Consider the following 24806-nt stretch of genomic DNA (forward strand, 5'->3'; position numbering starts at 1 on the left):
CGCTTGTTTGAGCCGAAGGCGAGTTTGCGCGAGACCCCGCCGTAGTCGAGCACCGCAGGTTGCCCCGTAGCGAAGCGCAGGGGACCCAGACTGCGGGTCGCCTTTTCTTTGGTGACTTTCTTTTGGCGAAGCAAAAGAAAGTTACTTGCCGCCGGGCAACCCCCGGCCAGCAGAACTTAGACGAGAGCACAGAGGGAGCGCGGACAGCCGGCGCAAGACCCGGCACCCCACCCCAACCCCTGCCAAAATCCCCAAATGCAATTTTTCAAAGACCTCAACCTCGCAGCCTTCACCGCAGGCTTTGTGGCCGTGCTGGTCGGCTTCACCAGTTCGGTGGCCATCGTCTTCCAGGCCGCGCTGGCCTTCAACGCCACACCAGCCGAAATCGCGTCGTGGATGTGGGCGCTGGGGATCGGCATGGGGGTGTGCTCGGTGATCCCCTCGCTGTGGCTCAAAAAACCGGTGATGGTGGCCTGGTCCACGCCGGGTGCGGCGGTGCTGGCCACGGCCGGGCTGGCCGGTGGGTTCTCGATGGGGGAGGCGGTGGCCGCTTTCATGGTCAGCGCCGCGCTGATCACGCTGTTCGGCATCACCGGCTGGTTTGAAAAAGCCATGAACCGCATTCCCGTGGCGATTGCCTCGGCGCTGCTGGCCGGTGTGCTGGCGCGCTTCGGCATCCAGGCTTTCGCGGCGGCGCAAACGGCCTTGCCGCTGGTGCTGCTGATGCTGGCGATCTATTTGCTGGGCAAGCGCCTGTTGCCGCGCTATGCCGTGGTGCTGACGCTGACTGGGGCGATTGTTTTTACGGCCGCACGCGGGCAACTGGCCTGGTCTGAAGTGGCTTTTTCTTTTGCGATGCCGGTGTTCACCATGCCGACGTTCAGTTTCGCGGCCATTGTCAGCATGGCGATTCCGCTGTTTGTAGTGACCATGGCCTCGCAAAACCTGCCGGGTGTGGCAACCATCTACGCGGCGGGCTATGGGCCGGACAGTGCCGGCGGCGGCATTCCCATCTCCAAAATCATCACGCTGAGCGGCCTGGCCACGCTGGTGCTGGCGCCCTTTGGTGCCTTCGCGCTCAACCTGGGCGCCATCACGGCCGCCATCTGTATGGGCAAGGAAGCGCATGAAGACCCGGCAAAGCGCTACACGGCGGCCGTCTCGTGCGGCGCGATCTACATCGTGATCGGCATCTTCGGCGCGGCCATCACCGGCCTGCTGACGGCCTTCCCCAAGGAGCTGGTGGTCGCCATCGCGGGGCTGGCGCTGCTGGGCAGCATAGGCAGCGGGCTGGCGGCGGCGATGAAAGACGAATCGCACCGCGAGGCGGCCCTTATCACGTTTCTCGTCACCTTGTCCGGCGTGGTAATAGCCGGTGTGGGCTCGGCCTTTTGGGGTGTGGTGGCGGGCGCGCTGGCGCTGTTTGTACAACAATACGGCCAGCAGCGCCGCGAATCCCCGTCCGGGACGGCCCCAGCAGACACCCGAACCCCTTCCAAACCATGAACATTCTTTTTGTCGCAGATCCGCTTGAGTCCTTCAAGATCTACAAGGACACCACCTTCGCGATGATGCGCGAGGCGCAAAAGCGCGGCCACCGTGTCAGCGCCTGCCTGCCGGCGGACATGAGCTGGCAGACCGGCGCGAAAGTCACGGCCCAGGTGCGCCACATCACGCTGACGGGTGATGCGGACACCTGGTTCACGGCTGATGCCGCGCGACCCGACGCGCGCGAAGCCATCGCGGGCTTTGACGCGGTGGTCATGCGCAAGGACCCGCCTTTTGACAGCGAATATTTCTACAGCACGCATTTACTGGAACAGGCTGAGCGGGAAGGCGCCAAAGTCTTCAACAAGCCGCGCGCGCTGCGCGACCACCCGGAAAAGCTCGCCATCCTGGAGTTCGCGCAATTCAGCGGCCCGACGCTGGTCACGCGCAGCGCGRCCGACATCAAGCGTTTTCATGCCGAACACAAGGACATCATCCTCAAGCCGCTGGACGGCATGGGCGGCATGGGCATCTTCCGTGTGAAGGAAGATGGATTGAACCTGGGCAGCATCACCGAGACGTTGAACCGTGACGGCGCACAAAGCGTGATGGTGCAGAAGTTTTTGCCCGAGATCGCCAAGGGCGACAAACGCGTGCTCGTCATCGGCGGCAAGCCCGTGCCCTTCAGCCTGGCGCGCATTCCCCAGGGCAGCGAGGTGCGCGGCAACCTGGCGGCCGGCGGCCTGGGCGTGGCGCAGCCGCTGTCAAAACGCGATTTTGAAATCGCCGAGGCGCTGGGCCCGGTGCTGGCCGCGCGCGGCCTGCTGCTGGCCGGCGTCGACGTGATCGGCGACTACGTGACCGAAATCAACGTCACCAGCCCGACCTGCTTCCAGGAAATCCATGACCAGGCCGGCTTTGACGTCGCGGCGATGTTTATCGATGCGCTGGAGGCTGCGCTGAAAGGCTGAGCGGCCTCGCTGCCTTCGCCTCCTCGGGGCCGCCCTGCGTCTCGCGGCGGGCCGCCAGCACGCGCGAGCGCCGCTTGCGCCACCAGATCACGATGCCGGTCACCGACAGCATCACCACCACCATCCCCATCAGCGACATCATGATGCGGCCCGGCAGGCCCAGGATGCGCCCGCCGTGCAGCGGCAACTGCAGCTGCGCGAACACGTCGGCCGCGGTGCCGTGCCAGGGCTGGTTGCTGCTGATCAGGCGGCCGTCTTCAGCGCTCAGGTAGAGGTTGGACAGGTCCATGCCGTCGCTGTCGTCATGCGTGGCGTGGTCGAAGAACGAGACGTTGTAGAAACCGCCGCGCTGGTTGTAGAAGACGCCGCCCGGCGTGGTGGTCCAGCCGCGGCGTGTGGCTTCGGCCCGGGCGATGCCGACGATTTCGACGAAGCCAATCTTCGGCTCGATGCGCGCACCCAGCGGCGCCAACGGCACCAACGTGGAGGGACCGGGCGTGGTCTTGGACACCATGGACAGCAGCGGGAAAAATATCTCGCGGTTCAGGTTGATCGAAAACGAGGTGAAGGCCACCACGATGATCAGGCCGCACACCCACAAACCGCCGGCGCGGTGCAGGTCGAAATTGAGCTTGTAGCCRCCGGCCTTCCAGCGCAGCAGCCACGAGGGTTTCCAGCGCGACCACCAGCTGGCCGGGTCACGGTGCGGCACGATTTCGGCGCCGGCGCGCTTGCGCAGGCGGCGCGGCATCGTCAGGTAGAAGCCGACAAAACTGTCGAGCAACCAGACCAGCGCAATGCCGCCCATGATCCAGTGGCCGACGCGGTCGCTGCCCCACATCGCCGGCACATGCAGCGTGTAATGCAGCTTGCGTAAAAAAGGCATCAAGGTTTCGGGCTTGAACGACACCGCGTTGGAATCGCGCTTGCCGCGCACCTGGGCCGTGACCGGGTCGACGAAAACCTGGTTGTAGCCGAGCTGGTAGGGCTGGCCGGTGGCCGGGTCCTTGCGCGGCTGCACGAAATAGCCCGCGGCATGGCCTTCCTCGAAACCCAGCGGCAGGTAGGCCACCCGCGCGCGCGGGTCGTGGGCTTCGACGGCGGCGGCCAGCTCGAAGGGGTCGCGGAAAGGGCCGCGCGCTTCGGTGTCATAGAGCTTGCTGTTCAGCCAGCCGTCGATCTCGTGGTCCCACGAGATGACGGCGCCGGTCAGGCCCGAGACAATCAGGAACAGCGCGGTGGACAGCCCCATCCAGCGATGCAGGACGGCCCAGAGGGTTCGCATGGCGGAAAAACCTTTTTAGAAGTCGATGCTGCCGCTCACGACGAAGGTGCGCGGCGCGCCCATGACCAGGTAGTTGTCAGTGGGCGAGGCACCGCCGGCCGAGGCCCAGTACGACTTGTTGAGCAGGTTGTCGACGCGACCACGCAGCGTGAGGGCTCGACCGTTGCCGATATCCATGATGTAACGCGCCCCCACGTCCAGGCGGGTCCAGGCCGGCAGCTCCTGGGTATTGGCCGCATTGGCGTACTGTTTGCCGGTGTGGATCACGCGCGCATTGAGCGCCAGGCCGCGCACGCCGGCCACGTCCCATTCGGCGCCGAGGTTGAGCTGCTGGCGCGGCACGCCGATGGCATCCTTGCCGTCGGTGGCGCCGGTGAGTGTCTTGCTTTGTTTGGCATCGAGCAGCGTCAGGCCGCCGAGCAGGCGCAGGCCGCGCATGGGCTCACCGTAGACCGAGAACTCCAGGCCCTGGTTGCGTTGCTCGCCGAAGGCGCCGTAGGTAGTACCCACCGTGCCGTCGAGCGGGCGGTTGGTTTCAAACAGGGCCACGCTGCCGCCGAAGGTGCCGGCGTCGTATTTGGCGCCGATTTCTGTCTGCTTGGAGTGGAAGGGCTTGAACACCGTGTTGGCGTTCGTCACCGGCGTCACCACCCCGGCGATGGTGACGGTGGACGGGGCGATCTTGCCGGGCACCAGGCCTTCGATGTAGTTGCCGTAGAGCGACAAGTTGCTGTTGACCTTGAAGACGATGCCGGCGACCGGCGTGGTGCGGCTGCTTTCGATGGGCGCGGCGGCGACGCCGGTGTTGTAGGCGAAGGTCTGCTGCTTGATGGTCTGGTTGCGGGCCCCCAGCGTGAGCAGCACGGTGTCTTTCGCGAACGAAAGCGTGTCGGCGATGGCCAGGCTGGACGTCTCGGTCTTGGCCTGCAGCGCGGGGCTGGCCAGGTTGTTGCCGACAAAACCGGGGGCGGCGCTGTTGGCTACCGGGAAAGCCGAGGCGACCGGCGTGTAGATGTTGCTGGTCACACTGGCCGCGGAGAACGCGAAGGCGTTGTAGCGGTCGTTTTTATACGTCGCGGCGGAGGCGACCACCGTGTGGCCTATGCTGCCCGTGCTGAACTTCCCGCGCAGGCCGGCTTCCAGCGTGGTGATCTTGTCCTCGCGCGTGTTGCTGAAGCGTGTGCCGGTCGTGGCACCCGCGGCGTTGGTGAGGGTCGGGTTGGCCAGGTCGTTGCCTTCCCAGCTGTTGCGCAGGCCGCCGGCGACCCAGCCGGTGATGGCGCTGTTGAAGTCGGCTTCGGCGCGCACGGTGGCGAAGGTGTCGCGCTCCTTGGCAGAGGTCCAGGGCTGGGCGAAATTGCTTTTGGCATCCGGCGCGGCGGGAATCGGCAGCAAGGCCGACGGCGTCACGTTCGGGCGGCCGCCAGTCAGCGCGTAGTCCTGGTGGCCGATGTCGGCCGAGATGCGCACATTGCTGCTGCGCCAGTCCAGGCCGACGCCTATGGCGGTGAGATTCATTTTTTCGTTGTCGACACCGGTTCCGCCGTCGCGCTTCACCGCGTTCAGGCGGATGCCGGTGGCCTGGTCGGGGCCGAAACGGCGCGCGATGTCGGTCGATACGGAAGCCTGCCCGCCGCTCTGATAGCTCAGGCCGGCTCGCGTCAGCGGTTCATTGGGGGCGCGCTTGGGCAGCAGGTTGATGCTGCCGCCTATGCCGCTGCCGCCGGGCGCCGCGCCGTTGAGGAGACTGTTGGCGCCGCGGAAGACTTCCACGCGTTCGAGGAATTCGGCCGCGATGTACTGGCGCGGCAGCATGCCGTAGAGGCCGTTGTAAGCCACGTCATCGGAGTACACGGGGAAGCCGCGCACCATGTAGAGCTCCTGGAAGTTGCCGAAGCCGCGGGCCGCGCGCACCGACGGGTCGTTCAGCAGGACGTCGGCGACGCTTTTGGCCTGCTGGTCCTGGATCAGCTCGTTGGTGTAGCTGGTGCTGGAAAACGGCGTTTCCATGATGTCCTGGTTGCCCAGGATGCCAACGCGCCCGCCGCGCGCCACCTGGCCGCCGGCAAACGGCTTGGTGAGGCCTTCTGCCGAAGCATCGGCGCTGGCATTGACGGTCACGGTAGACAAGGTCGCGGTTGGCGTACCGGACTCCGGCGCGGGGGCGGTTTGCGCATGGACCAGCGGCAGCCAGAGGGCCAGGGTGGCGGCGGTTGCGATGGGTGTCAGGAGAAAACGCGATGAGGGCATGGTTGGGACCGAAGGTGTTTTAAATGAGAATGATTATTATTACCTTAATCACCAAATCCTCTTGCCCACAGCCTCCTTGCGTCATTTCTTCGACGGATTTCGTTGCGGCGCCACAACGATATGTATACATGTCATTCACCATGCGCGCCGGCCGGCCGGGGCTCAGCCCGGCACAAGCTCGCAAGGCCACACTGCGCGAAATGGGGCGCCAGCCGAACGCCGTGCCGCACCGGAAAGGCGGCGACTTTGACAGCATCTATGTGGTGACCGTGCGGCGCTGCGCGGCGAGGGCATGGCCGTCGCTCGTCCCAGCCGCGAAGCTAGGCCGCGGCCAGTGCGCCGTCCTCAAACACCTTGAGTTCGCCCGGCGCGAACGCCGTCCAGGTTTCGTTGGTGGTCAGTGGTGCCGTGACCACCACGGCCACCTTGTCGGTGGAGCGCGTGTGCTCGGCGAAGTTCACGCTCACATCCTCATCACTCAACGTGGCATGTGCGAAGGGGTGCTTGCGTTCCACGTAATAAAGATTCGTGGAGGCATGCGCCCACAGCGCCTGGCCGTTGCTCAGCAGGAAGTTGAACGTCCCGTGGCCGGCGATCTGCGCGGCCAGCTCGCGCAGCGTGATGCTGAGTTCCTTCACGCTGGGCACACCCGCATGCGACTTGGCCATCTCCTGCATGATCCAGCAGAAAGCACGCTCACTGTCGGTGGTGCCGACGGGCCGGAAGCTGCCGTGCAGGCGCGGCGCAAAGTCCTTCAGGTCGCCGTTGTGCGCGAACACCCAATAACGACCCCAGAGCTCGCGTACAAAGGGGTGGCAGTTTTCCAGCGCAACGCGGCCCTGCGTGGCCTTGCGGATATGCGAGATCACGTTGCGGCTTTTGATGGGGTAGCGGCTGATCAGCTCGGCCACCGGCGAGCTGCAGGCCGGCTGGTGGTCGACAAAGTGGCGCAGGCCCTTGTCGCTGGCGCCGGCCACGCTGTCGTCGCCTTCAAAAAAAGCGATGCCCCAGCCGTCGGCATGGTGGTCGGTGTGGCCGCCGCGCTGTGCGAAACCGCGAAAGCTGAAGGTCACGTCGGTGGGCGCATTGCAGTTCATGCCCAGGAGTTGGCACATGGTCAGCCTGCTTTCTGTTCGTCGTTGGAGATGCCGGCCACAGGCACGCGAAGCTGCCAGGCCGCCACCATGGCCAGCAGGCACAGGGCGGCCAGCATCAGGAATGCCTCGTTGAAAGCCGCCAGCCGCGCCGGGCTGCTGGTGCTGTTGGCCAGGGAATCGCCATGCGCGGCGAGCCGCCACTCGAGCACGATGCCGCACAGGCTCACGCCGATCGCACCGCCCAGCATGCGCAAGAAATTGATGGCGCTCGCGCCTTGCGAGAGCAAATGCTCATGCAAGGGCCGCAGCGAACCCAGGTTCAACGATGGCAGGATAAAACCCAGGCCGATGCGGCCCAGCGTGGCCCAGGCCACCAGCATCCACAGGCCCGAGGCCAGGCTCACCGTGAGCATCAGCGCGAACGAAGCAGCCAGCAGCGCCAGCCCTGTGCTGACGAGCAGCCAGGTCGGGTGTTTGTCGGCCAGTCGGCCCACGCCGGCGATGGTGGCGGCCAGCACCAGGCCGGCGGGCAGCAGGATAGTACCGACGTGCGAGGCCGACAGATTCAGGCCCAGTTGCAGGTAGACCGGCAGCAGGTAGGTCGAGCCAAACAAGGCCGTGCCATAGATAAAGGCCACGATACTGCCCATGGCGAAAGGCCGGTAGCCGAACAGCGCCAGGTTCATCAACGGCGCACCGCCCGTGGCGGCCAGGCGGCGCTGCCACCAGACAAAGGCTGCCAGCGCGGCGACCGCGCCACCCAACAAGACCAGCGCCCGCGCGCCGCCGGTGCCGTGCAACTCGACCATGCCGTTGAGCAGGCACAGCGTGCCCACCGCGCCCAGCAACAGGCCGCGCCAGTCGATCATGGCGGTATTGCGGTTCGCCGGCACGCCGCCCGGCGCGGTGTCGGGCACATAGCGGTAGGCCATCCATAGCGAGAGGAGGCACAGCGGGATCACCATGAAAAAAATCGAGCGCCAGCCGAACAAATCGACCAGCACGCCACCTATGCTGGGCCCCACGGCGGGTGCCAGCACCACGCCCATGCCGAAGAGGCCGCTGGCGCGGCCCTGCTCATGCGGCCCGAAGGCTCGCATGATGATGATGGCGGGAATCGGCTGCACCACGCCGGCCGCCAGTCCCTCGGCCACGCGCGCGCCCAGCACCAGGCTGAAATGGTTGGCCAGGCCGCCGACGATGCCGCCGGCCATCAGCAGCAGCATGGTGCCCGCATAGGTTCGGCGGTAGCCGTAGCGCGCCAGCAGCCAGGGCGTGGTCAGCATGGAAACGGTCATGGCCACCATGAAGCCCGAACTCACCCATTGCGCGCGCTCCTGCCCCAGCGTGAAGTGGTGGCTCATGTCGGGAATCGCCACGTTGACGATGGTCGACGACATGATGGAAGCCATCGTGCCTATCATGACCGACAGCAGCAGCAGCCAGCGATAGCGCGGGCCGTGCCGCGCCTGCAGGTCGGCGAGGGAAGCGGGCACGCGCGAACCCGGGCTCAATCCCTGGGCTCGGACCAGAGCTTGCCGCCGGTGGCCCAGTTCTCGCGCTTGACGTCGGTGATCAGGATGTCCACCGAGTCGGGCTGGCCGCCCAGGATTTCAACGCTGACGCGGGTGATGGCCTCGACGAGCTTTTTCTTCTGCTCGATGGTCCGGCCTTCCATCATTTCGACGTGGTACGTGGGCATGTTTTCCTCTGGATGAAACGCTTGCGGCGGGATTGCCGAGGGGCGCGTGAATACCCGATGATAAAAGCAAGCGTAAAAGCAGGCGGCGGCCGCTGGCTTGTCGGCCTGCGCTGACAGGCGCACGGGGATTGCCGCCGCAGGCCCGCACGGCAAACCATGGGACACTGGTCTTCCTCTGGGCGTCCCGCACCCATGCCTGCGGGCTTCATCCGGGCCACACTTGTTTCTCACCACCTCCGTCCCTTCCACCGAGCCGCCCCTTCCCCTGCTGGCGGGCCGCAACTACCGCTGCCAGTGCGGGCAGCCGGTTTTCTTTCGCAACAGCAAGTGCCTGGCCTGCAACACGCCGCTGGGCTACGACTGCGAGCGCGGCCTGCTGCTGCCGCTGATGCCGGGGCCGCGCGAAGGGACCTGGCGCGAGTGGCAGGCGGGCGCCGCGCCAGCCGCGCCGCCGCCCGACGACACACAGCCACCCCGGCTCGAGGCGATTCCCGGCCAGGAGTCCGCGCCGGGCGCCGCCACGACCGAGGCGGCGCCACCCGCCGAAGCCGCTACCCCCCAAACCACCGAAGAAGACACGGACGACGGCGAGCCGACCTACAAACGCTGCCTCAACCTCTCCACCCCCTCCTCCTGCAACTGGCTGGTGGACGAGCACGACCCCGCCGACATGTGCCGCGCCTGCCGGCTGAACCGCACGATTCCCGACCTGACCAATCCGGAGCAACCCGACAACGGCTACCTCTGGGGACGCATAGAGCTGGCGAAGCGGCGGCTGGTGTCCTCGCTGATCCTGCTCGGACTGCCGGTCGCGTCGCGCATGAGCGAGGATCCGGAACGCGGCCTGATGTTCGACTTCCTGCGTTCACCGGTCAACGGCCCGCACATCATGACCGGGCACAACACCGGCCTGATCACGCTCAACATCGACGAAGCCGACGACGCCAAGCGCGAGGCGGTGCGCAAGGCCATGCGCGAGCCCTACCGCACCCTGCTCGGGCATTTCCGCCATGAAGTGGGCCACTACTACTGGGACCGCCTGGTGGCCGGCACGCCCTGGCTGGAGGGCTTTCACCAGCTCTTCGGCGATGAAACGCTGGACTACAAGGCCAGCCTGCAACGCAATTACGACGAAGGCCCGCCCGCGGACTGGCCCCTGCATTTCGTGAGCGCCTACGCCAGCACCCATCCGTGGGAGGACTGGGCCGAGTGCTGGGCGCACTACCTGCACATGCGCGACACGATCGACACCGCGCTGAGCTTCGGCCTGAGCGTGGACCGCTTCGACCTGGAGTTCACCCCCTTCACGCTGGACGCGCTCTACCAGCCCGAGCACCCCGATGCCGAGCAGTTCCTGGGCTTCATCAACCACTGGACCCGTTTGACCACCATGCTCAACGAGATGTCGCGCAGCATGGGCCAGCCCGACTTCTATCCTTTCGTGCTGCCGGCGGAAGCCGTCGGCAAGCTGCATTTCATCCACCTGCTGGTGAACTCGCGCAGCTGGCTTCAGCCTGTGGAAAGCGCCCCACAGGCACCATCGCAAATACAGGCACAGACGCAGGACAGCACCGAAGGCCATGCCGGCACACAGCAGGGTGCAGGGACCGCCGCTTCAAGCTGAAAGCGTCAAGCTCCTTCCAGCTTGTCCACCCCTTCCAGGTCCTTCATACCCCAGACGATGCGCGCGAACTCTTGCCTGAGCTGCAGGCGCGCTTCGGCATCCAGGCCGCGAAGGCTGGCGGCCGGGTTCATGCGGCGCGGTGAGATCGCGGCGCCGCGTGAAGCAAACACAATGCAGTTGCTTTTTTCAAGCGCACAGATTTCCACCGCGTTGCCGCCAAAGCTGCGCTGGATACGCCCAACCCAGACGGCATAGTCGGGGTCGTCGTAGTGCAGGTTCACGGCCAGGATACCGCCGGGCGCCAGCGCCGCGAAGCAATCGTCATAAAAGCCTTGCGAACACAGCTGGGCAGGCTGGCCTTCATGGTCAAAGCCGTCGACCAGCAAGGTGTCGAAAGTGCCCGTGTGCGAGGCCACGAACACCGCGCCATCCGCTTCAATCACCTGGAAGCGACCGTCATCTTCAGGAACCTGGAAGTCGGCGCGCAGGGCGATCACGTGCGGGTTGATTTCCACCACCAGGATCCGGGAGTCCGGCAACTGGCGGTAGCAGAATTTGGCCAGTGAGCCGCCGCCCAGCCCCACCATGGCCATACGCGCCGGCGCGGGCTTGAACAGCAGGAAACCCATCATCGTGCGCGTGTAGTCCACGTCCAGTTGCCAGGGGCTCAGCAGGTTCATCCGGCTTTGCAGCTCGCCCATCGTGAAATGCAGCGAGCGGGCCGTTCCGTCATCACGCACAAAAGGTTTGGGGCAACGTTGCACGGGAGTGCTTCCCGCGGCCGCGCCGGTTTCGCCGGGCGCAAGCACGGGAAGGCTCGGCCACGGCGTCATGCGCGCGCCGGGCAAAGGCTGAACAGACGGGAAGCGCAGAAAGTCAAAGGCATGCGGCAGGTTCCGGAAGACGGTTGAGTGGGGACCGCAAAGTCCTTCATTGTATTGGCGGGCTCGGTCACAATTGGCTATGGCTTCAGCAGCACTTTCACCCAGGCACCGGCCGGCAGCAATGATTGCGCCGCCGCGCTTGTCGGCGTAAAAAACGGCCATGGCAAGCAGGCAACGCGGCCACCACTACAGCGTCTACGTGATCGAGCTTGCGCCCGAGGTCTGGGACGTGGCGCGCTTTCGCCGCGCCAACCCGGACTACCAGCTGGGCAAACCCTTTGTCTACGTGGGCATGACCGGGCTGGACCCCGACGTGCGTTTCGACAAGCATAAGGCAGGCATCCAGTCCAACCGCTTCGCGCGCGATTTCGGTGTGCGCCTGCTGCCCCGGCTTTACGAGATGTACAACCCCATGCCCTATGACGCCGCGCGCGACATGGAGGTCGAACTGGGCATAGGCCTGCGTGAGGCGGGCTATGGGGTCTGGCAAGCCTGATCGCGGCCGGCCGCACAACCTTATTCCAGCGCGCTGACCGTGACGCCATGCCGGCCGGAGAACGCCTGCAGGATGCCGGCGATCTCGCCGTCGGGCAGCGTGGTGACCAGTTCGATGATCTTGTTGTCGCCGCCTTTGTGGCTGTCGCTCACCGTCACGGTGGCTGACGGGTCGCCTGCCGCAAACAGTTCTTGCAGCGACGGGCCCAGCGAGGCCATCACGCCGTCGCGTTCGCCCTTGCCGGCGGCCGTACCTTCCACATACTGCACTTCAAACGAGAAATTGGTTTTGGCACTCATGGATGTGTAGTCCGGTGTGTAGCCGTGAGGCTTATGTGCGCAGCGTGGCCACGAGGGTGATCTCCGGGACGCCGGCCAGCGCCTTAGAGAGCGGGCAGGCCTTCTTGGCGCCCTCGGCAAGCTCCTGGAATTTCGCCTCTTCAATACCCGGGATGGCGGCCTCCAGCGTCAGCGCGATGCGGTCGATCAGGAAACCGTCGCCTTGCGGCACCAGCCGGACCTGCGCCCGGGTATCGATCGAGCTGGTGGCGAAACCGGCCTTGTCGCAGGCAAAGGAAAACGCCATCGTGAAGCAGGCCGCATGGGCCGCGCCCAGCAATTCCTCCGGATTGGTGCCGCTGCGGTCGTCTTCAAAACGGCTGCCGAAGCCGTAGGGATAGCTCTTGAGCGCGCCGGTGTCGGTGCTGATGCGGCCCTGGCCTTTTTTGCCGGCGCCTTCCCAGTGAACGGAAGCGGTTTTTTCAATCATGGCAGCCCCTTGAAGATGAAAGATGAAAGCGAATTCATCAATGTGCGCGCCGGGCGTGCGCGGGGGCGTCAGACAGCGCCGCGTGCGGCACGCGGGGCGCTTCCTACAGAACCGGGGGGTTTACGCGGTTTCCGGCTCGGCCTGGCTGGCCGGCGCCGTCTGGGACGCGACTTCCGAAGCGACCGCGTCCAGCGCCTGCGCCACCACGCCCTGGTTGTCGACCGGCCTGAGCAGGCGCTCCCGGAGCAGGCGTTCGCAGCTGCGCTTGGTCATGGAATGCGGCTGGCCGCCGTGGCTCACGAACATGAACAGCGTGCCCCGGGTGCTGGCCCAGATCAGCTGCGCGCGCAGCCAGCGGCGGCGCGAGTACAGGTCGACCCAATGGCCGGCCCGCAGGCCCGCCAGCAGGCGCTCGGCATCGCTCTGGGCCAGGGCCGGCGCGGCATTGGCGGAAGCCTCCTGCTCGGCGAGGAGTTCGGCATGGGAAGAATCGACCTCTTCCTCGACGGGCTGCGCGGCCTGCACCGCGGCGGCAGCGGGTTGTTCGTGTTCTTCTTCCAGCGGCATGAGCTCGCCGGGCACTGTCGGCAGCGTGTCTTCAAAGCCCGCCGCATCGAGTTCGTCGCGCGCCAGCCAGGGATGGGCGGCGGCCTTGGCGCGGCGCTGCTCCGGCGTGGCCGGGAGTTCTTCGGGTTCCAGCGGCATGGACCCGGAGTCCAGCGGCGCCACGCCTGACTCTTCGGCATCGCGCTGGCTTTTCAGGCGGCGCAGCTTGAGCACCGGCCGGTGCAGCTTCATCAGGCCTTCAAAAAACGGCTCGCTCTCGCGCGGGTCCTGCCCCAGCAGGTCCAGCCCTTCGTGCAGCTTGGCCAGCAGGCTGGGAATCATTTCGATCAGCTTGGCCGGGCGCTTGAGGGTGACCTCGCGCTTGACGCTCCAGAGCAGGTCGGGCACCACCGAGCCGAAACCCATGGGGTCGATCTGGTTGCGCGTATCGGCGAGCTTGGCATGCGCCATGGCCAGCGCCCAGGGCCCGAACAGGAAATCGAGCACCAGGCCCGGCACCTTGTCCAGGTCCGAACGCGTGCTCAGTTCAAACGCGATCTGGTCGGCCTGGGTCTGMCGCTCTTCGGCAAAACGCAGGGCCTGCAGCACGTTGTTGCGGTTTTCCGCCTCGAGCTGGTCCTGCTCGTCCCAGCCGTATTCCAGCGCGGCCAACGCCATGCCGAAGGGCTGGGCATCTTCGATCGTCAGGCCGTTCAGTTCGTTGAAGGCACGCGTGACCGGCTCGAAGAAAGCCAGGAACTCGGGGCTGAATTCGTCGTTGTACTTGAAGCTGCGCTGGGCCACCCGCTCCATGACGCGGCGGCCGGCATGGCCTTCGTCGCTGAAGAATCGCGGGTCCACCATGGCCAGGCGCAGCAGCGAAGGCTCCAGCGCTACGATGGCCTCGCGCACCGGCACCAGCAGGCGCGGGTCTTGCGCCACCTGGTTGACCAGTTTGCGCACCACCTCCAGGCCCAGCACCTGGCCGACCTGGCGGGCCTCCTTCTTGAGCTGGGTGCGCACAATGGCGCGTTCCCGCGGCTTGGCATACGAACCCCAGACCTGCGAGCTGAGCTGGCTGCGCTCGTCGACCAGGCGCTGCGGGCGATCAACGGCCGGCATGTCCTCATAGTCGGACAGGTAGCCGGGGCGTGACTCGGCCAGCGGCGCGGAACCGGAGTCGGGCGCGGCGTGAAGGGCGGCCAGTTCTTCCTCAACGGTCTCGTAATAGGAGGGCGTCAGGCCGTGGTGGGCATTGCTGCCGCCGTGGAACAGGAAGTCCTGGAACAGTTCGTCGCGTATTTCGTAGTTGGACAGGTCGGCGTATTGCGGCGCCGGCTTGCCGCCACCCTCACCGAAGCCGCCTTCAGCGCCACCACCGGCACCTTCGCCGTTTCCGCCGCCCCCGGCACCGCCGCCGGATCCGGAAGCCGCCGCGCTCGAACCGTTGCCGCCCTGCCCGCGCCCACGGCCCACGCTGGCCGGCGTCTGCAGCACGCGGTAGGTCGCACCCTGCACGTTGGCGAGTTCAAGCTGGTTGACCAGCCGTTCATAGAGCCGCTTGAGCTCACGCCCCAGCGGGTCGGCCATGTATTTGAGCCACAGCGAGACCACCGCCGGCTCGGCCTTGCTCGCCACCGCCATCTCACGCAGGGTCTGTGCGAAAACCTCGGGGCGCAGCGGGTTGAGTTCGGGCCGCACGTTGGGCAGGCCCTGCACCGTGCTGATCAGCTTGTTGAGTTCGGCCAGGACCTGGTCGACGGCCGGCAGCACCAGCTGCAGCAGCCGTGAAGACTCGATCGCCTTCGACACGTCCCGGTCGTCGACGAGCGAGAAGCTGGCGTGCGTCAGGCTTGCGAAAGCGCTGGAGGAGGCCGCGGCCGGCTGTTCTCCGGAAGAGGATTCGGGGGCCCGCGCCGCCTGCGCCGCGGCGGCCGCATTGGCCTTGAAATGGACCATCAGGTCGGCCGGGTACTGCTGGGCCCAGGCGGGCTTGTTTTTCAGCAACTCGCGCCAGGCCGTGGCCAGTTCGTCGCGTTCGGCCACTTTCATGCTCTGCGTCTCGCCCACCTGCAGGCCCGCCACCGCATCCTCCATGCACTTTTCCAAAGCCGGCCGCGCCGCTGTGGCTGCCGACTGGAGGCAGGATTGAAGAACGTCAGGTTGCGAAGCCATCTGGAGCCAGGATTTCCGGAAATATGAGGTGAGAGCGCTCAGCCAGCCAGCTTGCAACCATACGTGCCGGGGGGCCAGAGAGATGTCTAGCGTAAAGGCCAACCGTGTTTCCATCGGGACGCTTGCAAAGTGTTTCACTTGGTTTCGCCTGCACACATATGATTCCTGCGGCGCTCTTCCCTCAACGCAGCGCAAGCTGCCGCTTAAATGCCCCGAATGCACGCTTGGAGGAGGGTTTTTTGTAAGATCGGCGCTTCTTTGTAAAGGTCGGTTTGGCGCAACACTTTTGGCGCCCGGACGGCCGTCCCCTTCCCCGGAGCGTGTTTTGGCGTCACTTGGGCCTATTTTTTTGGGTTTTCGGCCTCAATGGCTGCTGGCCGGTGCGCTGTGGCTCAGCTCCGGCGCCTGGTCCCACACCGTGCTGGAAAACACCGCCCTGCTGGGCATGAGCCAGGAACAGGTCGCGGCAACCCTCGCGGATGCGCAGCCCGTCAGGTCGCCGCGGCGCCTGTCATCGGGCGCGCTGGGTTCGCTGCGCGTGCCCGACGCGCTGTGCGAAGACGCGCATTTCGAGCAGACCCTGTTTTTTGCGCACGAGAAACTCGCGCAGATGGACCTCGTGCTGCTCAACCCCGTCTCCGGCCCCGGCGCCGAAGAAGCGCTGGGCCGGACACAGACAGCCTTGCTGCAATCGCTGCGCGCGAAGCTGGGCCCGGAACTCGCGGCCTTCGGCGCCGCGCCTGGCACGGCGCCCGACACCGCATCGTGGGCCGGCGTGGCCGCCGACGTGATGCTGTTCCGCTCGGGCCGGCCGGGGCATCCCAGCCTGCGCCTCGTGATCAGGCAGCGGCAGCTGGTGGATGCCGGCGAGCTTTAAGCGTCAGGCCGTCCCGGCCTTGACCTTCAAGCGCCAGGCATGCAGCAGCGGCTCGGTGTAGCCGCTGGGCTGCTCCAGGCCTTTGAAGACCAGGTCGCAAGCAGCCTTGTAGGCGGCTGAGGTCTCAAAGTTACCGGCCATGGGTTTGTACAGCGCGTCGCCGGCGTTCTGCTTGTCGACCACCGCAGCCATGCGTTCAAAGGTTTCCTTGACCTGCGCTTTTGTCACCACGCCATGCAGCAGCCAGTTGGCCATGTGCTGGCTCGAAATGCGCAGCGTGGCGCGGTCCTCCATGAGGCCGACGTTGTGGATGTCGGGCACCTTGGAGCAGCCCACGCCCTGGTCTATCCAGCGCACCACGTAGCCCAGGATGCCCTGGGCGTTGTTGTCGAGCTCCTGCTGTTTCGCCTCCAGGCTCCAGGCCGGCGTGCGCGTCACGGGGATTTGCAGCAGGCCGTTGAGCAGGGCGTTGCGCTCCTTGCTGGCGCTGGTCTTTTCGAGCTCTTTCTGCACCTTGCTGACCTTGACCTGGTGGTAGTGCAGCGCGTGCAGCGTGGCGCCCGTGGGGCTGGGCACCCAGGCGGTGTTGGCGCCGGCCTTGGGGTGGGCGATCTTCTGCTCCATCATGGCCTTCATGAGGTCGGGCATGGCCCACATGCCCTTGCCGATCTGCGCCTTGCCGCGCAGGCCGCAGGACAGGCCCACCAGCACGTTGTTCTTTTCATAGGCGGCAATCCAGGCGCTGGCCTTCATGTCGCCCTTGCGGATCATGGGGCCGGCATGCATGGCCGTGTGCATCTCGTCGCCGGTGCGGTCCAGGAAGCCGGTGTTGATGAAAGCCACACGGCTGGAAGCGGCGGCGATGCAGGCCTTGAGATTGACGCTGGTGCGGCGTTCCTCGTCCATGATGCCGAGCTTGACGGTGCTGTCCGGCAGGCCCAGCATTTTTTCGACGCGGCTGAAGAGTTCGGCGGCAAACGCTACCTCGGCCGGGCCGTGCATCTTGGGCTTGACGATGTAGACCGAGCCCTTGCGCGAGTTCTTGATGCCGGGTTTGCCCTTGCGCTTGAGGTCGTGGATGGCGATCGTGGTGGTGACCACGGCGTCCAGGATGCCTTCGGGGATTTCATGCGTGGAACCGTCCGCCGCCGTGTACAGCACCGCCGGGTTGGTCATCAGATGGCCGACGTTGCGCACGAACATCAGCGAACGGCCGTGCAGCGTGACGGGCAGGCCCTTGGGCGAGGTGTATTCGCGGTCCGGGTTCAGGCCGCGGGTGAAGGTCTTGCCGTCCTTGCTCACGCTTTCGGTCAGCGTGCCCTGCAAAATGCCCAGCCAGTTGCGGTAGGCCAGCACCTTGTCCTGGGCGTCGACCACGGCCACCGAGTCTTCCAGGTCCAGGATGGTCGACAGCGCCGCTTCGACGACCAGATCGCTCACGCCGGCCGCGTCGGTTTTGCCGATGGGCGTGTCGCGGTCGATGCGGATGTCCAGGTGCAGGCCGTTATGCCGCAGCAGTACTGACGAGGGCGCGGAGGCCTTGCCCTGGTAGCCGATGAACTGGGCGGCGTCTTCCAGCGTGGTGGTCACCGCGCCCTTCTTGCCGCCCTTGAGCGTGACGACCAGTTTGCCGCCCTTGACGGCGTAGCCGGTCGAGTCGATGTGCGAGCCCTTTTTGAGCGGCACGGTGCGGTCCAGCACGTAGCGCGCGTATTCAATCACCCTGGCGCCGCGCACCGGGTTGTAGCCCTTGCCTTTTTCGGCGCCATCGGTTTCGGCGATCACGTCGGTGCCATAGAGCGCGTCATAGAGGCTGCCCCAACGCGCATTGGCGGCGTTCAGCGCGTAGCGCGCGTTCAGGATGGGCACCACAAGCTGCGGGCCGGCCTGCAGCGCCAGTTCGTCGTCCACCCTGGCCGTGGTGATGCCGACCTTTTTGGGCTGCGGCACCAGGTAGCCGATGCTTTCAAGGAAAGCGCGGTAGGCCGGCATGTCGGCGATGGGGCCGGGCTTGGCCTTGTGCCAGCTATCCAGTTCGGTTTGCAGGCGGTCGCGCTCGGCCAACAGGGCGATGTTTTTCGGGGCCAGGTCGGCCACGACGGCGTCAAAGCCTTTCCAGAAGGCGCTGCTCGCCACCCCGGTGCCGGGCAGTACCTGGTCTTCGATGAAGCGGTAAAGCTCGGTCGCCACCTGGAGGCGATAGCTGGCGGTGCGCGCGGTGTTGGGGGCGGTGCTGGTGCTCATGTGATGTCCCTTTTTTCGTGAAACCAAAATAAAACGTCAAATCAATTCAATGGAAAGGCAGCGCGAGCACATCGCGCAGGCTGCTGCCGGTGTACACAGGCTGCGTGCCCAGCTCTTCAAACGGCAGCTGATAGCGGTTGACCCATAGCGTCTGGTAGCCGTACCAGGTGGCCGCCAGCGCGTCCCAGCCGTTGCAGCTCACAAAGGCGATCTGCCTGGCCTCGAGCCCGGTGGCTGCTAGCCCCAGTGCATAGGCCTCGGGGGCGGTCTTGTATTTGCGGATGCTGTCCACGCTGATCACGTGGTCCAGCAGGCCCTCAAGCCCGGCCGAGCGGACAGCCACCCCCAGCATGGCCGGGTCGCCGTTGGACAGGATGCCGGTGGCCACGCCGCGCGCCTTCAGCGCCTGCAGCACCTCCCGGTTTTCCGGAAAGGCCGACAGGTGGCGGTACTGGTTCATGAGCTGGTCTTCCTGGCCCGGGCCCAGGTCCAGCCCCAGCCGCTTGCAGGCATAACGCAGGCCGGCGCGTGTGAGGTCCCAGAACGGCTGGTAGTGTGCGCCGCCGTTGCTGGTGGTCACCAGGCGGGTGTATTCAATCTGTTTGTCGCGCCACAACAGGCCCAATGCCTGGCCTTTTCCCGGGAACAGCTGTTCGGCCAGCAGGCCCACGCTGTAGACGTCGAACAGCGTGCCGTAGGCGTCGAACAGCACGGCGCGCAAAGGAGCCGGGGAGCCGGGGCGGGTTTTTTCCATGGCTCCTACTTTATTTGATACAGCCTCGCCGATTAATGAACGCGAAATTGTTTTATTAATGACTTAAATATATGGAATGAAAAAGGGAATGCTTCCGAACGGAGCCCGACACGCTCGAAATCGAAGTTAAAGCAGGAGACAAGACAAGCGGCATGCGGATGGCACAGCTCTTGCATCTCATCTTGTACACAAGCATGGATGCCTTCAAGTGGTGCACACCTCCTCAACATTGAATCCCTCCACGGAGCCCCTTGCGCCTGGGCCGGCAACGCCCACCGCGGGCGCGGACAGCGCGCTCGCGCCGCAAGCCTGGATCACCAAAACGCCATCCCTCCTCCCCGGAAACAGCGGCGCACTCGCCGGCCTGTCCTTCGCGGCCAAAGACAACATCGACGTCTCGGGCGTGCCCACCACAGCCGCCTGCCCCGCCTTTGCCTATACCCCCAAGGCACACGCCGCCGTGGTGCAGAAGCTGCTCGATGCGGGTGCGCAACTGCTGGGCAAAACCAACCTCGACCAGTTCGCCTGCGGCCTCAACGGCACACGCTCCCCCTACGGCGCCGTTCCCAACGCGATCAACCCGGCCTATATATCAGGCGGGTCGAGTTCCGGCTCCGCCTATGTGGTGGCGACGGGGCAGGCGGACTTCGCGCTGGGCACCGACACGGCGGGCTCAGGGCGTGTGCCGGCGGGCCTGAACAACATCGTGGGCCTGAAACCCTCCAAAGGCCTGGTCAGCGCGCGCGGCGTGGTGCCGGCCGCGCAGAGCGTGGACTGCGTCTCCATCTTCGCGCGCACCGTGGCCACGGCCGCCCGCGTGCTCGAAACGGCCATGGGCTACGACCCGCTGGATCCCTACTCGCGCGTGCTGGCGATGGCCGACACCGCCTTGCCCGCGGGCTTTCGTTTCGGTGTGCCTTCAACACTGAGCTTCTGCGGCGACGCGCTGGCCGAGCAGGCCTTTAACGAGGCCATCACCCGCATGCAAGCCCTGGGCGGCGTGCCGGTGGCCATCAATTTCGCGCCGCTGGCCGAGGCGGCCGCGCTGCTCTATGAAAGCGCGCTGGTGGCCGAACGCTACACCGCCGTGCGCGATTTTTTCGACGCGCATGAAGACGCGGTGATCGAGCCGGTGCGCAGCATCATCGGCGCCGGCAGGCAATACAGCGCGGCCGACCTGTACGCGGCCCAGACAAAATTGCGCGCGCTAGGCCAGCAGGCGGCCGCGATGTGGCAAGACATTGACGTGCTGCTGCTGCCGACCGCGCCCACGCACTACACGCTGCAGGCCATGCAGCAAGACCCCGTCACGCTGAACCGCCACCTGGGCACCTACACCAACTTCGTCAACCTGCTGGACTACGCGGCGCTCTCCGTGCCCAGCAGCCTGCGGCCCGATGGCCTGCCTTTCGGCATCACGCTGGTGGGACTGGCGGGCAGCGACTGGCAACTGGCCGAGCTCGGCCAACGCTACCACCACGCCACCGGCTTGCCGCAGGGCGCATTGAGTGAAGCACTGCCCGCGCCCGTGGCTTTGCCGGGCATCAAGCCGCCGGCCACCGTCAGGCTCGCCGTCGTGGGTGCACACCTGTCGGGCATGCCGCTGAACAATCAATTGACCTCGCGCGGAGCCACCTTGACCGGCCCGGCGCGCACCGCGCCCGACTACCGCTTTTATGCGCTGCCCGGCACGGTGCCGCCCAAGCCGGGATTGCTGCGCGTGGCGGCCGGCGAAGGCGCGGGTATCGCGCTGGAAATCTGGGAGATGCCGGTGCAGCACTACGGCTCCTTCGTGGCGCTGATTCCCGCGCCGCTGGGCATAGGTACGCTGGCGCTCGAAGGCGGTGGCAGCGTCCAAGGCTTCCTCTGCGAGGCGCACGCCTTGCAAGGCGCCGAGGACATCACACACCTGGGCGGCTGGCGCGCTTATCTCGCATCACTGAAGTCCGCCGCACCGGTCTGAATTTTCCATTCACTTTCACCCCATCAATCCACCGCTTATCCATCACCTGCAGGAGCATTCCATGAAGCCCGTCCCCACACCGCTATCCGCCACCTCCGGCCCGGCACGCCGCACGCTGATCAAGGCCACGGCCGGCGCGGCGCTGGGACTGCTGGGCATGCCCGCCATCCTGCGCGCGCAGGGCGGGCCGAAGATACGCATCGGCTATTGGCCCATCGCGGCCGGTTTGCCGTTTTACTCGGCGATCGAGCTGGGCTACTTCAAGGAAGCCGGCCTGGATGTGGAACCGCTGAAGTTCGCCGGCGCGCAACAGGTGATGGAGGCGGTGCTCTCGGGCCGCGCCGACGGCACCGCCAACGGCACCGGCTCGGCCAACATCGCCATCGGCGAAATCGCCCAGCCCGGCACCTTCAAGATCTTCTGCTCCAACCCCAGCAACGTGAAGAACGTGCTCGACGAGGTCATCGTGCCGGCGGCCAGCCCTGCCAAGGTGATGGCCGACCTCAAGGGCAAGCGCGTCGGCTCCGGCCCCGGCATCCAGAACGTGACGCTGGCCAAGACCGTGCTGGAACGCGGCGGCGCCACCGGCGCGACCGTGGTCGAGCTGCCCATAGGCCAGCATGTGGCCGCGCTCGCCGCCGGCCAGATCGACGGCGCCTACACGCTGGAGCCCACCGGCACCATAGGCCGCATGAACGGCACCACCCGCGTGCTTGAAGCCGGCGTGATCGCGCGCTACGTGCTGGGCGACCCGATGGCGCCGTGGTTCGGCGGTTCGGCCTCGCTGTCCTCGGACTTCATCAAGAAGAACCCCGACGCCGCGAAGAAATTCGTCGCCGCCTACGGCAAGGGCGTGGCCTATGTGCGAAGCAAGTCGGTTGAGGCGCGCCAGTACCTCAAAGGCTACACCGCGATTGAAGGCCCGCTGACCGGCGAAGTGCCGCTGGCCGCCTACACCATGTACAACGAGTTCACGCCGGCCGACGTGGCGCACTTCCAGAAATTCTTCGACCTGTTCTCCGAAAAAGGCATCTTCAGCTCGMGCCTCATGGTCGACACCATGCTCTACAAGGGTTGAACATCATGGATACCGCCTCCTCAACAACGGCGACGCCCGCCAAACCCTGGACGCCTCCGGCCGCGCCGGCGGCCGCCGTGCAGCGCAAGCCGGCGCTGGACAAGGCCCTGCCCTTCATCGGCCCGCTGGTGCTCTTCATCATCTGGGACCTGGCCGTGCGCCTGGGCTTCATCAAGGCCATCCTGCTGCCACCGCCCATCGATGCGCTGGGCGCACTGCTCAGCGGCCTGGCCGGCGGGCCGCTGCTCAAGGACTTCGCGGTCACCGTGTGGCGCACGGTGCAGGCCTTCATGATCGCCGCCGCGGTCGGCATGCCGCTGGGCGTGCTGCTGGGCAGCAATGAAAAAGCCTATCGCAGCGTGGAGTTCCTGATCGACTTCTTCCGCTCCACGCCGTCCTCGGCGCTGATCCCGCTGTTCCTGATGATTTTCGGCGTGTCGGACATCAACAAGGTGGCGATTGCCGCCTTCGGCGCGCTGCTGATCGTGGTCTTCAACAGCGCTTAYGGCGTGATCAACGCGCGCAAGCAGCGCGTGATGGCAGCGAAAGTCATGGGCGCCTCGCGCTGGCAGGTGTTCAAGGACGTGCTGATCTGGGAAAGCCTGCAGCCGAGTTTTGTCGGCCTGCGTTCGGCGGTGTCCATGGCACTCGTCATCGTGATCGTCGCTGAGATGTTCATCGGCGCCGACTCCGGCCTGGGCAACCGCATCATCAACTCGCAGCAGGTCATGAATGTGAAGGACATGTACGCGTCCATCCTGGCGGCGGGAGCTTTGGGGTACGCACTGAATATCCTGTTTTTAGTCGCGGAGCGCCGCATTGTTCACTGGAGCGGAAGATGACTGAAGTACTCACCATCCCCGGCGGCGTCTATGCCGACGTCCCGGTGCGCGAGTYCCAGCCCGGCCCGGCCGGCACGCACATCACCATACGCGGCCTGACCAAGTACTTCGCCGGCTGGCCGCTGTATGAAGACTTCAACCTCGACATCCCCAAGCACAAGATCGTCTCGGTGTTCGGGCCCAACGGCTGCGGCAAGTCCACGCTGATCAACATGATCGCGGGCCTGATCCCCATCGACGCGGGCGAAATCCTGTTTGACGGCAAATCGCTCAAGGACACCAAGATCGGCTACGTCTTCCAGAACTACCGCGAAGCCATGTTTCCGTGGATGCGCACCATCGACAACATCGCCTACCCGCTCAAGCTTGAAGGCAGGTCCAAGGCCGAAGTCGACAGGCGCATGGCGGAACTTGTAGCTTCCTTCGACGTGAAGTTCGACCTGAACCGCTACCCCTACGAACTTTCGGGCGGGCAGCAGCAGACGGCCTCCATCATGCGGGCGCTGGCGCCCAATCCCGAGGTGCTGTTCCTGGACGAGCCGTTCTCGGCGCTGGATTTCGAGATGACACTGTTCATCCGCGAAAAGCTGCAGGAGGTCTTCATGCAGACCGGCACCACCATGCTGCTGGTGTCGCACGACCTCGAAGAAGCCGTCTACCTGGCCGACCAGGTGCTGCTGCTGACCAAACGCCCGACACGCGTGGCCGAAATCCTGCCTTACGGCGATGCGCGCCCGCGCACGGTGGAGACCTTGTCCGAAGCGAGTTTCATCCGCACCAAAAAACTCAGCCTGGAAATCTTCCAGCGCGAAGTCAGGCGCTGAACCGCATGACGCCCGCGCAAACTGAGGCCTATGTCGACGCTGCCGCGGCCGCGCTGGACTTGCCGCTGAGCCCGGAGCACCGGCCCGGCGTGTTGCAGTACTTCGCGCTGGCCGCCGGCTTTGCAGAGCAATTGCAGGCGGTGCCGCTGGATGCGCATGACGACCCGGCGCCGGTGTTTGTGCCTGTTGAACCCTCCGCAAAGGCCGCCGGATGAGCAACGCCGCCGAATGTCTGCGCGGCGACGCGACGGCCATGGCCCATGCGGTAAGCACGCGCGAGATCAGCGCCGGCGCGCTGGTGGAAGCCAGTCTCGCGCACATAGCCGCCACCAACGGCCGCGTCAACGCGTTCACTGAAGTCACCGCTTCGCGTGCACGGCAACGCGCGGCTCTGCTGGACCGGCAACTCGCCGACGACTCGCCGGGCCTCGCGGCACAACCCCTGCTGGGCGTGCCTTTTGCCGTGAAGAACCTGTTCGACATCCAGGGCGTGACCACCCTGGCGGGCTCGGCCATCGAACGGCATCGTGCACCCGCCACCGCCGACGCGCTGCTGGTGCAGCGGCTGGAGGCGGCCGGCGCGGTGCTGGTGGGCGCGCTCAACATGGATGAATACGCCTACGGCTTCACCACCGAAAACAGCCATGCCGGCCCGACCCGCAACCCACACGACCTCACGCGCATCGCCGGCGGGTCGTCCGGCGGCTCGGGCGCCGCGGTGGCCGCGGGCCAGGTGCCGCTAGCGCTGGGCTCGGACACCAACGGTTCCATCCGCGTGCCGGCCTCGCTGTGCGGCGTGTTCGGCCTCAAGCCGACTTTCGGGCGGCTGCCGCGTACCGGCAGCTACCCTTTTATTTCCGGGCTGGACCACCTCGGGCCCTTCGCGCGCTCCGTGCGCGACCTGGCGCTGTGCTACGACCTCATGCAGGGGCCTGAAG

Annotated in this window: 22 protein-coding genes; 11 read left to right on the forward strand and 11 right to left on the reverse strand. The window is 65.8% G+C overall.

Features of this window, described 5'->3' with window-relative positions:
- Window positions 1–255 precede the first annotated feature (255 nt).
- Together AC1D0P_RS03795 and gshB are read left to right on the forward strand one after the other, a co-directional pair.
- The gene (locus AC1D0P_RS03795) at window positions 256–1506 is read left to right on the forward strand and encodes a benzoate/H(+) symporter BenE family transporter (RefSeq protein WP_477675473.1); all 1251 of its coding nucleotides are present in this window, start codon (window positions 256–258) and stop codon (window positions 1504–1506) included.
- Window positions 1503–2459: a glutathione synthase gene (gshB, locus tag AC1D0P_RS03800; RefSeq protein ID WP_477675474.1), complete on the forward strand. Its 957-nt coding sequence runs from the start codon at window positions 1503–1505 to the stop codon at window positions 2457–2459. The genes AC1D0P_RS03795 and gshB overlap by 4 nt, the downstream gene beginning before the upstream one ends.
- Here gshB and AC1D0P_RS03805 read toward each other — a convergent pair.
- From AC1D0P_RS03805 to AC1D0P_RS03825, 5 genes are all read right to left on the reverse strand, one after another.
- Window positions 2425–3744 (reverse strand): PepSY-associated TM helix domain-containing protein, encoded by a 1320-nt coding sequence (locus tag AC1D0P_RS03805; RefSeq protein WP_477675475.1) that lies wholly within the window; start codon window positions 3742–3744, stop codon window positions 2425–2427. The genes gshB and AC1D0P_RS03805 overlap by 35 nt on opposite strands.
- 15 nt (window positions 3745–3759) lie before the next feature.
- A complete protein-coding gene (locus AC1D0P_RS03810; RefSeq protein WP_477675476.1) occupies window positions 3760–5994 on the reverse strand; it encodes a TonB-dependent receptor in 2235 nt (744 codons plus the stop codon).
- 320 nt (window positions 5995–6314) lie between these two features.
- Window positions 6315–7109 carry a class II glutamine amidotransferase gene (locus AC1D0P_RS03815; RefSeq protein ID WP_477675477.1) on the reverse strand — a complete coding sequence of 265 codons (795 nt, stop codon included), beginning with the start codon at window positions 7107–7109 and terminating at the stop codon, window positions 6315–6317.
- Between the two features lie 2 nt (window positions 7110–7111).
- Window positions 7112–8587 carry an MFS transporter gene (locus AC1D0P_RS03820; RefSeq protein ID WP_477675478.1) on the reverse strand — a complete coding sequence of 492 codons (1476 nt, stop codon included), beginning with the start codon at window positions 8585–8587 and terminating at the stop codon, window positions 7112–7114.
- Between the two features lie 14 nt (window positions 8588–8601).
- Window positions 8602–8793, reverse strand: a complete 192-nt coding sequence (locus AC1D0P_RS03825; protein WP_436156996.1) for a 4-oxalocrotonate tautomerase — start codon at window positions 8791–8793, stop codon at window positions 8602–8604.
- Window positions 8794–9013: 220 nt separating this feature from the next.
- Between AC1D0P_RS03825 and AC1D0P_RS03830 the strand changes: the two genes are divergently transcribed.
- Entirely contained in the window at window positions 9014–10417 is a 1404-nt protein-coding gene (locus AC1D0P_RS03830; protein ID WP_477675479.1) for a zinc-binding metallopeptidase family protein, read from the forward strand.
- 5 nt (window positions 10418–10422) lie between these two features.
- Here AC1D0P_RS03830 and AC1D0P_RS03835 read toward each other — a convergent pair whose 3' ends face one another.
- Entirely contained in the window at window positions 10423–11226 is an 804-nt protein-coding gene (locus AC1D0P_RS03835) for a spermine/spermidine synthase domain-containing protein (RefSeq protein ID WP_477675480.1), read from the reverse strand.
- Window positions 11227–11461: 235 nt separating this feature from the next.
- Between AC1D0P_RS03835 and AC1D0P_RS03840 the strand changes: the two genes are divergently transcribed.
- Window positions 11462–11797: a hypothetical protein gene (locus AC1D0P_RS03840; RefSeq protein ID WP_477675481.1), complete on the forward strand. Its 336-nt coding sequence runs from the start codon at window positions 11462–11464 to the stop codon at window positions 11795–11797.
- 20 nt (window positions 11798–11817) lie between these two features.
- Here the strand turns inward: AC1D0P_RS03840 and AC1D0P_RS03845 are convergent, their stop codons facing one another.
- The 3 genes from AC1D0P_RS03845 to AC1D0P_RS03855 all read right to left on the reverse strand — a co-directional run bounded on the left by AC1D0P_RS03845 (window position 11818) and on the right by AC1D0P_RS03855 (window position 15286).
- Window positions 11818–12096, reverse strand: coding sequence for a hypothetical protein (locus AC1D0P_RS03845; protein ID WP_477675482.1), 279 nt, complete (start codon window positions 12094–12096; stop codon window positions 11818–11820).
- A gap of 31 nt (window positions 12097–12127) precedes the next feature.
- A complete protein-coding gene (locus tag AC1D0P_RS03850; protein WP_477675483.1) occupies window positions 12128–12565 on the reverse strand; it encodes an OsmC family protein in 438 nt (145 codons plus the stop codon).
- A gap of 120 nt (window positions 12566–12685) precedes the next feature.
- Window positions 12686–15286, reverse strand: coding sequence for a DUF1631 family protein (locus AC1D0P_RS03855; RefSeq protein ID WP_477675484.1), 2601 nt, complete (start codon window positions 15284–15286; stop codon window positions 12686–12688).
- Window positions 15287–15635: 349 nt separating this feature from the next.
- Between AC1D0P_RS03855 and AC1D0P_RS03860 the strand changes: the two genes are divergently transcribed.
- Entirely contained in the window at window positions 15636–16163 is a 528-nt protein-coding gene (locus AC1D0P_RS03860; protein ID WP_477675485.1) for a hypothetical protein, read from the forward strand.
- 3 nt (window positions 16164–16166) lie between these two features.
- Here AC1D0P_RS03860 and AC1D0P_RS03865 read toward each other — a convergent pair whose 3' ends face one another.
- Both AC1D0P_RS03865 and AC1D0P_RS03870 read right to left on the reverse strand, forming a co-directional pair.
- Window positions 16167–18407 (reverse strand): malate synthase G, encoded by a 2241-nt coding sequence (locus tag AC1D0P_RS03865; protein WP_477675486.1) that lies wholly within the window; start codon window positions 18405–18407, stop codon window positions 16167–16169.
- Between the two features lie 46 nt (window positions 18408–18453).
- Window positions 18454–19161 (reverse strand): haloacid dehalogenase type II, encoded by a 708-nt coding sequence (locus AC1D0P_RS03870; RefSeq protein WP_477675487.1) that lies wholly within the window; start codon window positions 19159–19161, stop codon window positions 18454–18456.
- A 208-nt stretch (window positions 19162–19369) separates the two neighbouring features.
- Here AC1D0P_RS03870 and atzF point away from each other — a divergent pair, with 208 nt between their 5' ends.
- From atzF to AC1D0P_RS03900, 6 genes are all read left to right on the forward strand, one after another.
- The gene (atzF, locus tag AC1D0P_RS03875) at window positions 19370–21124 is read left to right on the forward strand and encodes an allophanate hydrolase (protein ID WP_477675488.1); all 1755 of its coding nucleotides are present in this window, start codon (window positions 19370–19372) and stop codon (window positions 21122–21124) included.
- A gap of 61 nt (window positions 21125–21185) precedes the next feature.
- Window positions 21186–22202 (forward strand): ABC transporter substrate-binding protein, encoded by a 1017-nt coding sequence (locus AC1D0P_RS03880; RefSeq protein WP_477675489.1) that lies wholly within the window; start codon window positions 21186–21188, stop codon window positions 22200–22202.
- A gap of 5 nt (window positions 22203–22207) precedes the next feature.
- Window positions 22208–23044: an ABC transporter permease gene (locus tag AC1D0P_RS03885; protein ID WP_477675490.1), complete on the forward strand. Its 837-nt coding sequence runs from the start codon at window positions 22208–22210 to the stop codon at window positions 23042–23044.
- Window positions 23041–23868 (forward strand): ABC transporter ATP-binding protein, encoded by an 828-nt coding sequence (locus AC1D0P_RS03890; RefSeq protein WP_477675491.1) that lies wholly within the window; start codon window positions 23041–23043, stop codon window positions 23866–23868. Before AC1D0P_RS03885 ends, AC1D0P_RS03890 begins: the two co-directional genes overlap by 4 nt.
- A 5-nt stretch (window positions 23869–23873) precedes the next feature.
- Window positions 23874–24083 carry a DUF4089 domain-containing protein gene (locus tag AC1D0P_RS03895; RefSeq protein WP_477675492.1) on the forward strand — a complete coding sequence of 70 codons (210 nt, stop codon included), beginning with the start codon at window positions 23874–23876 and terminating at the stop codon, window positions 24081–24083.
- The coding region (locus tag AC1D0P_RS03900; protein ID WP_477675493.1) for an amidase family protein at window positions 24080–24806 on the forward strand (727 nt) is incomplete at its 3' end. The genes AC1D0P_RS03895 and AC1D0P_RS03900, both read left to right, overlap by 4 nt.

Source organism: Polaromonas sp. P1_G2, assembly GCF_056405515.1.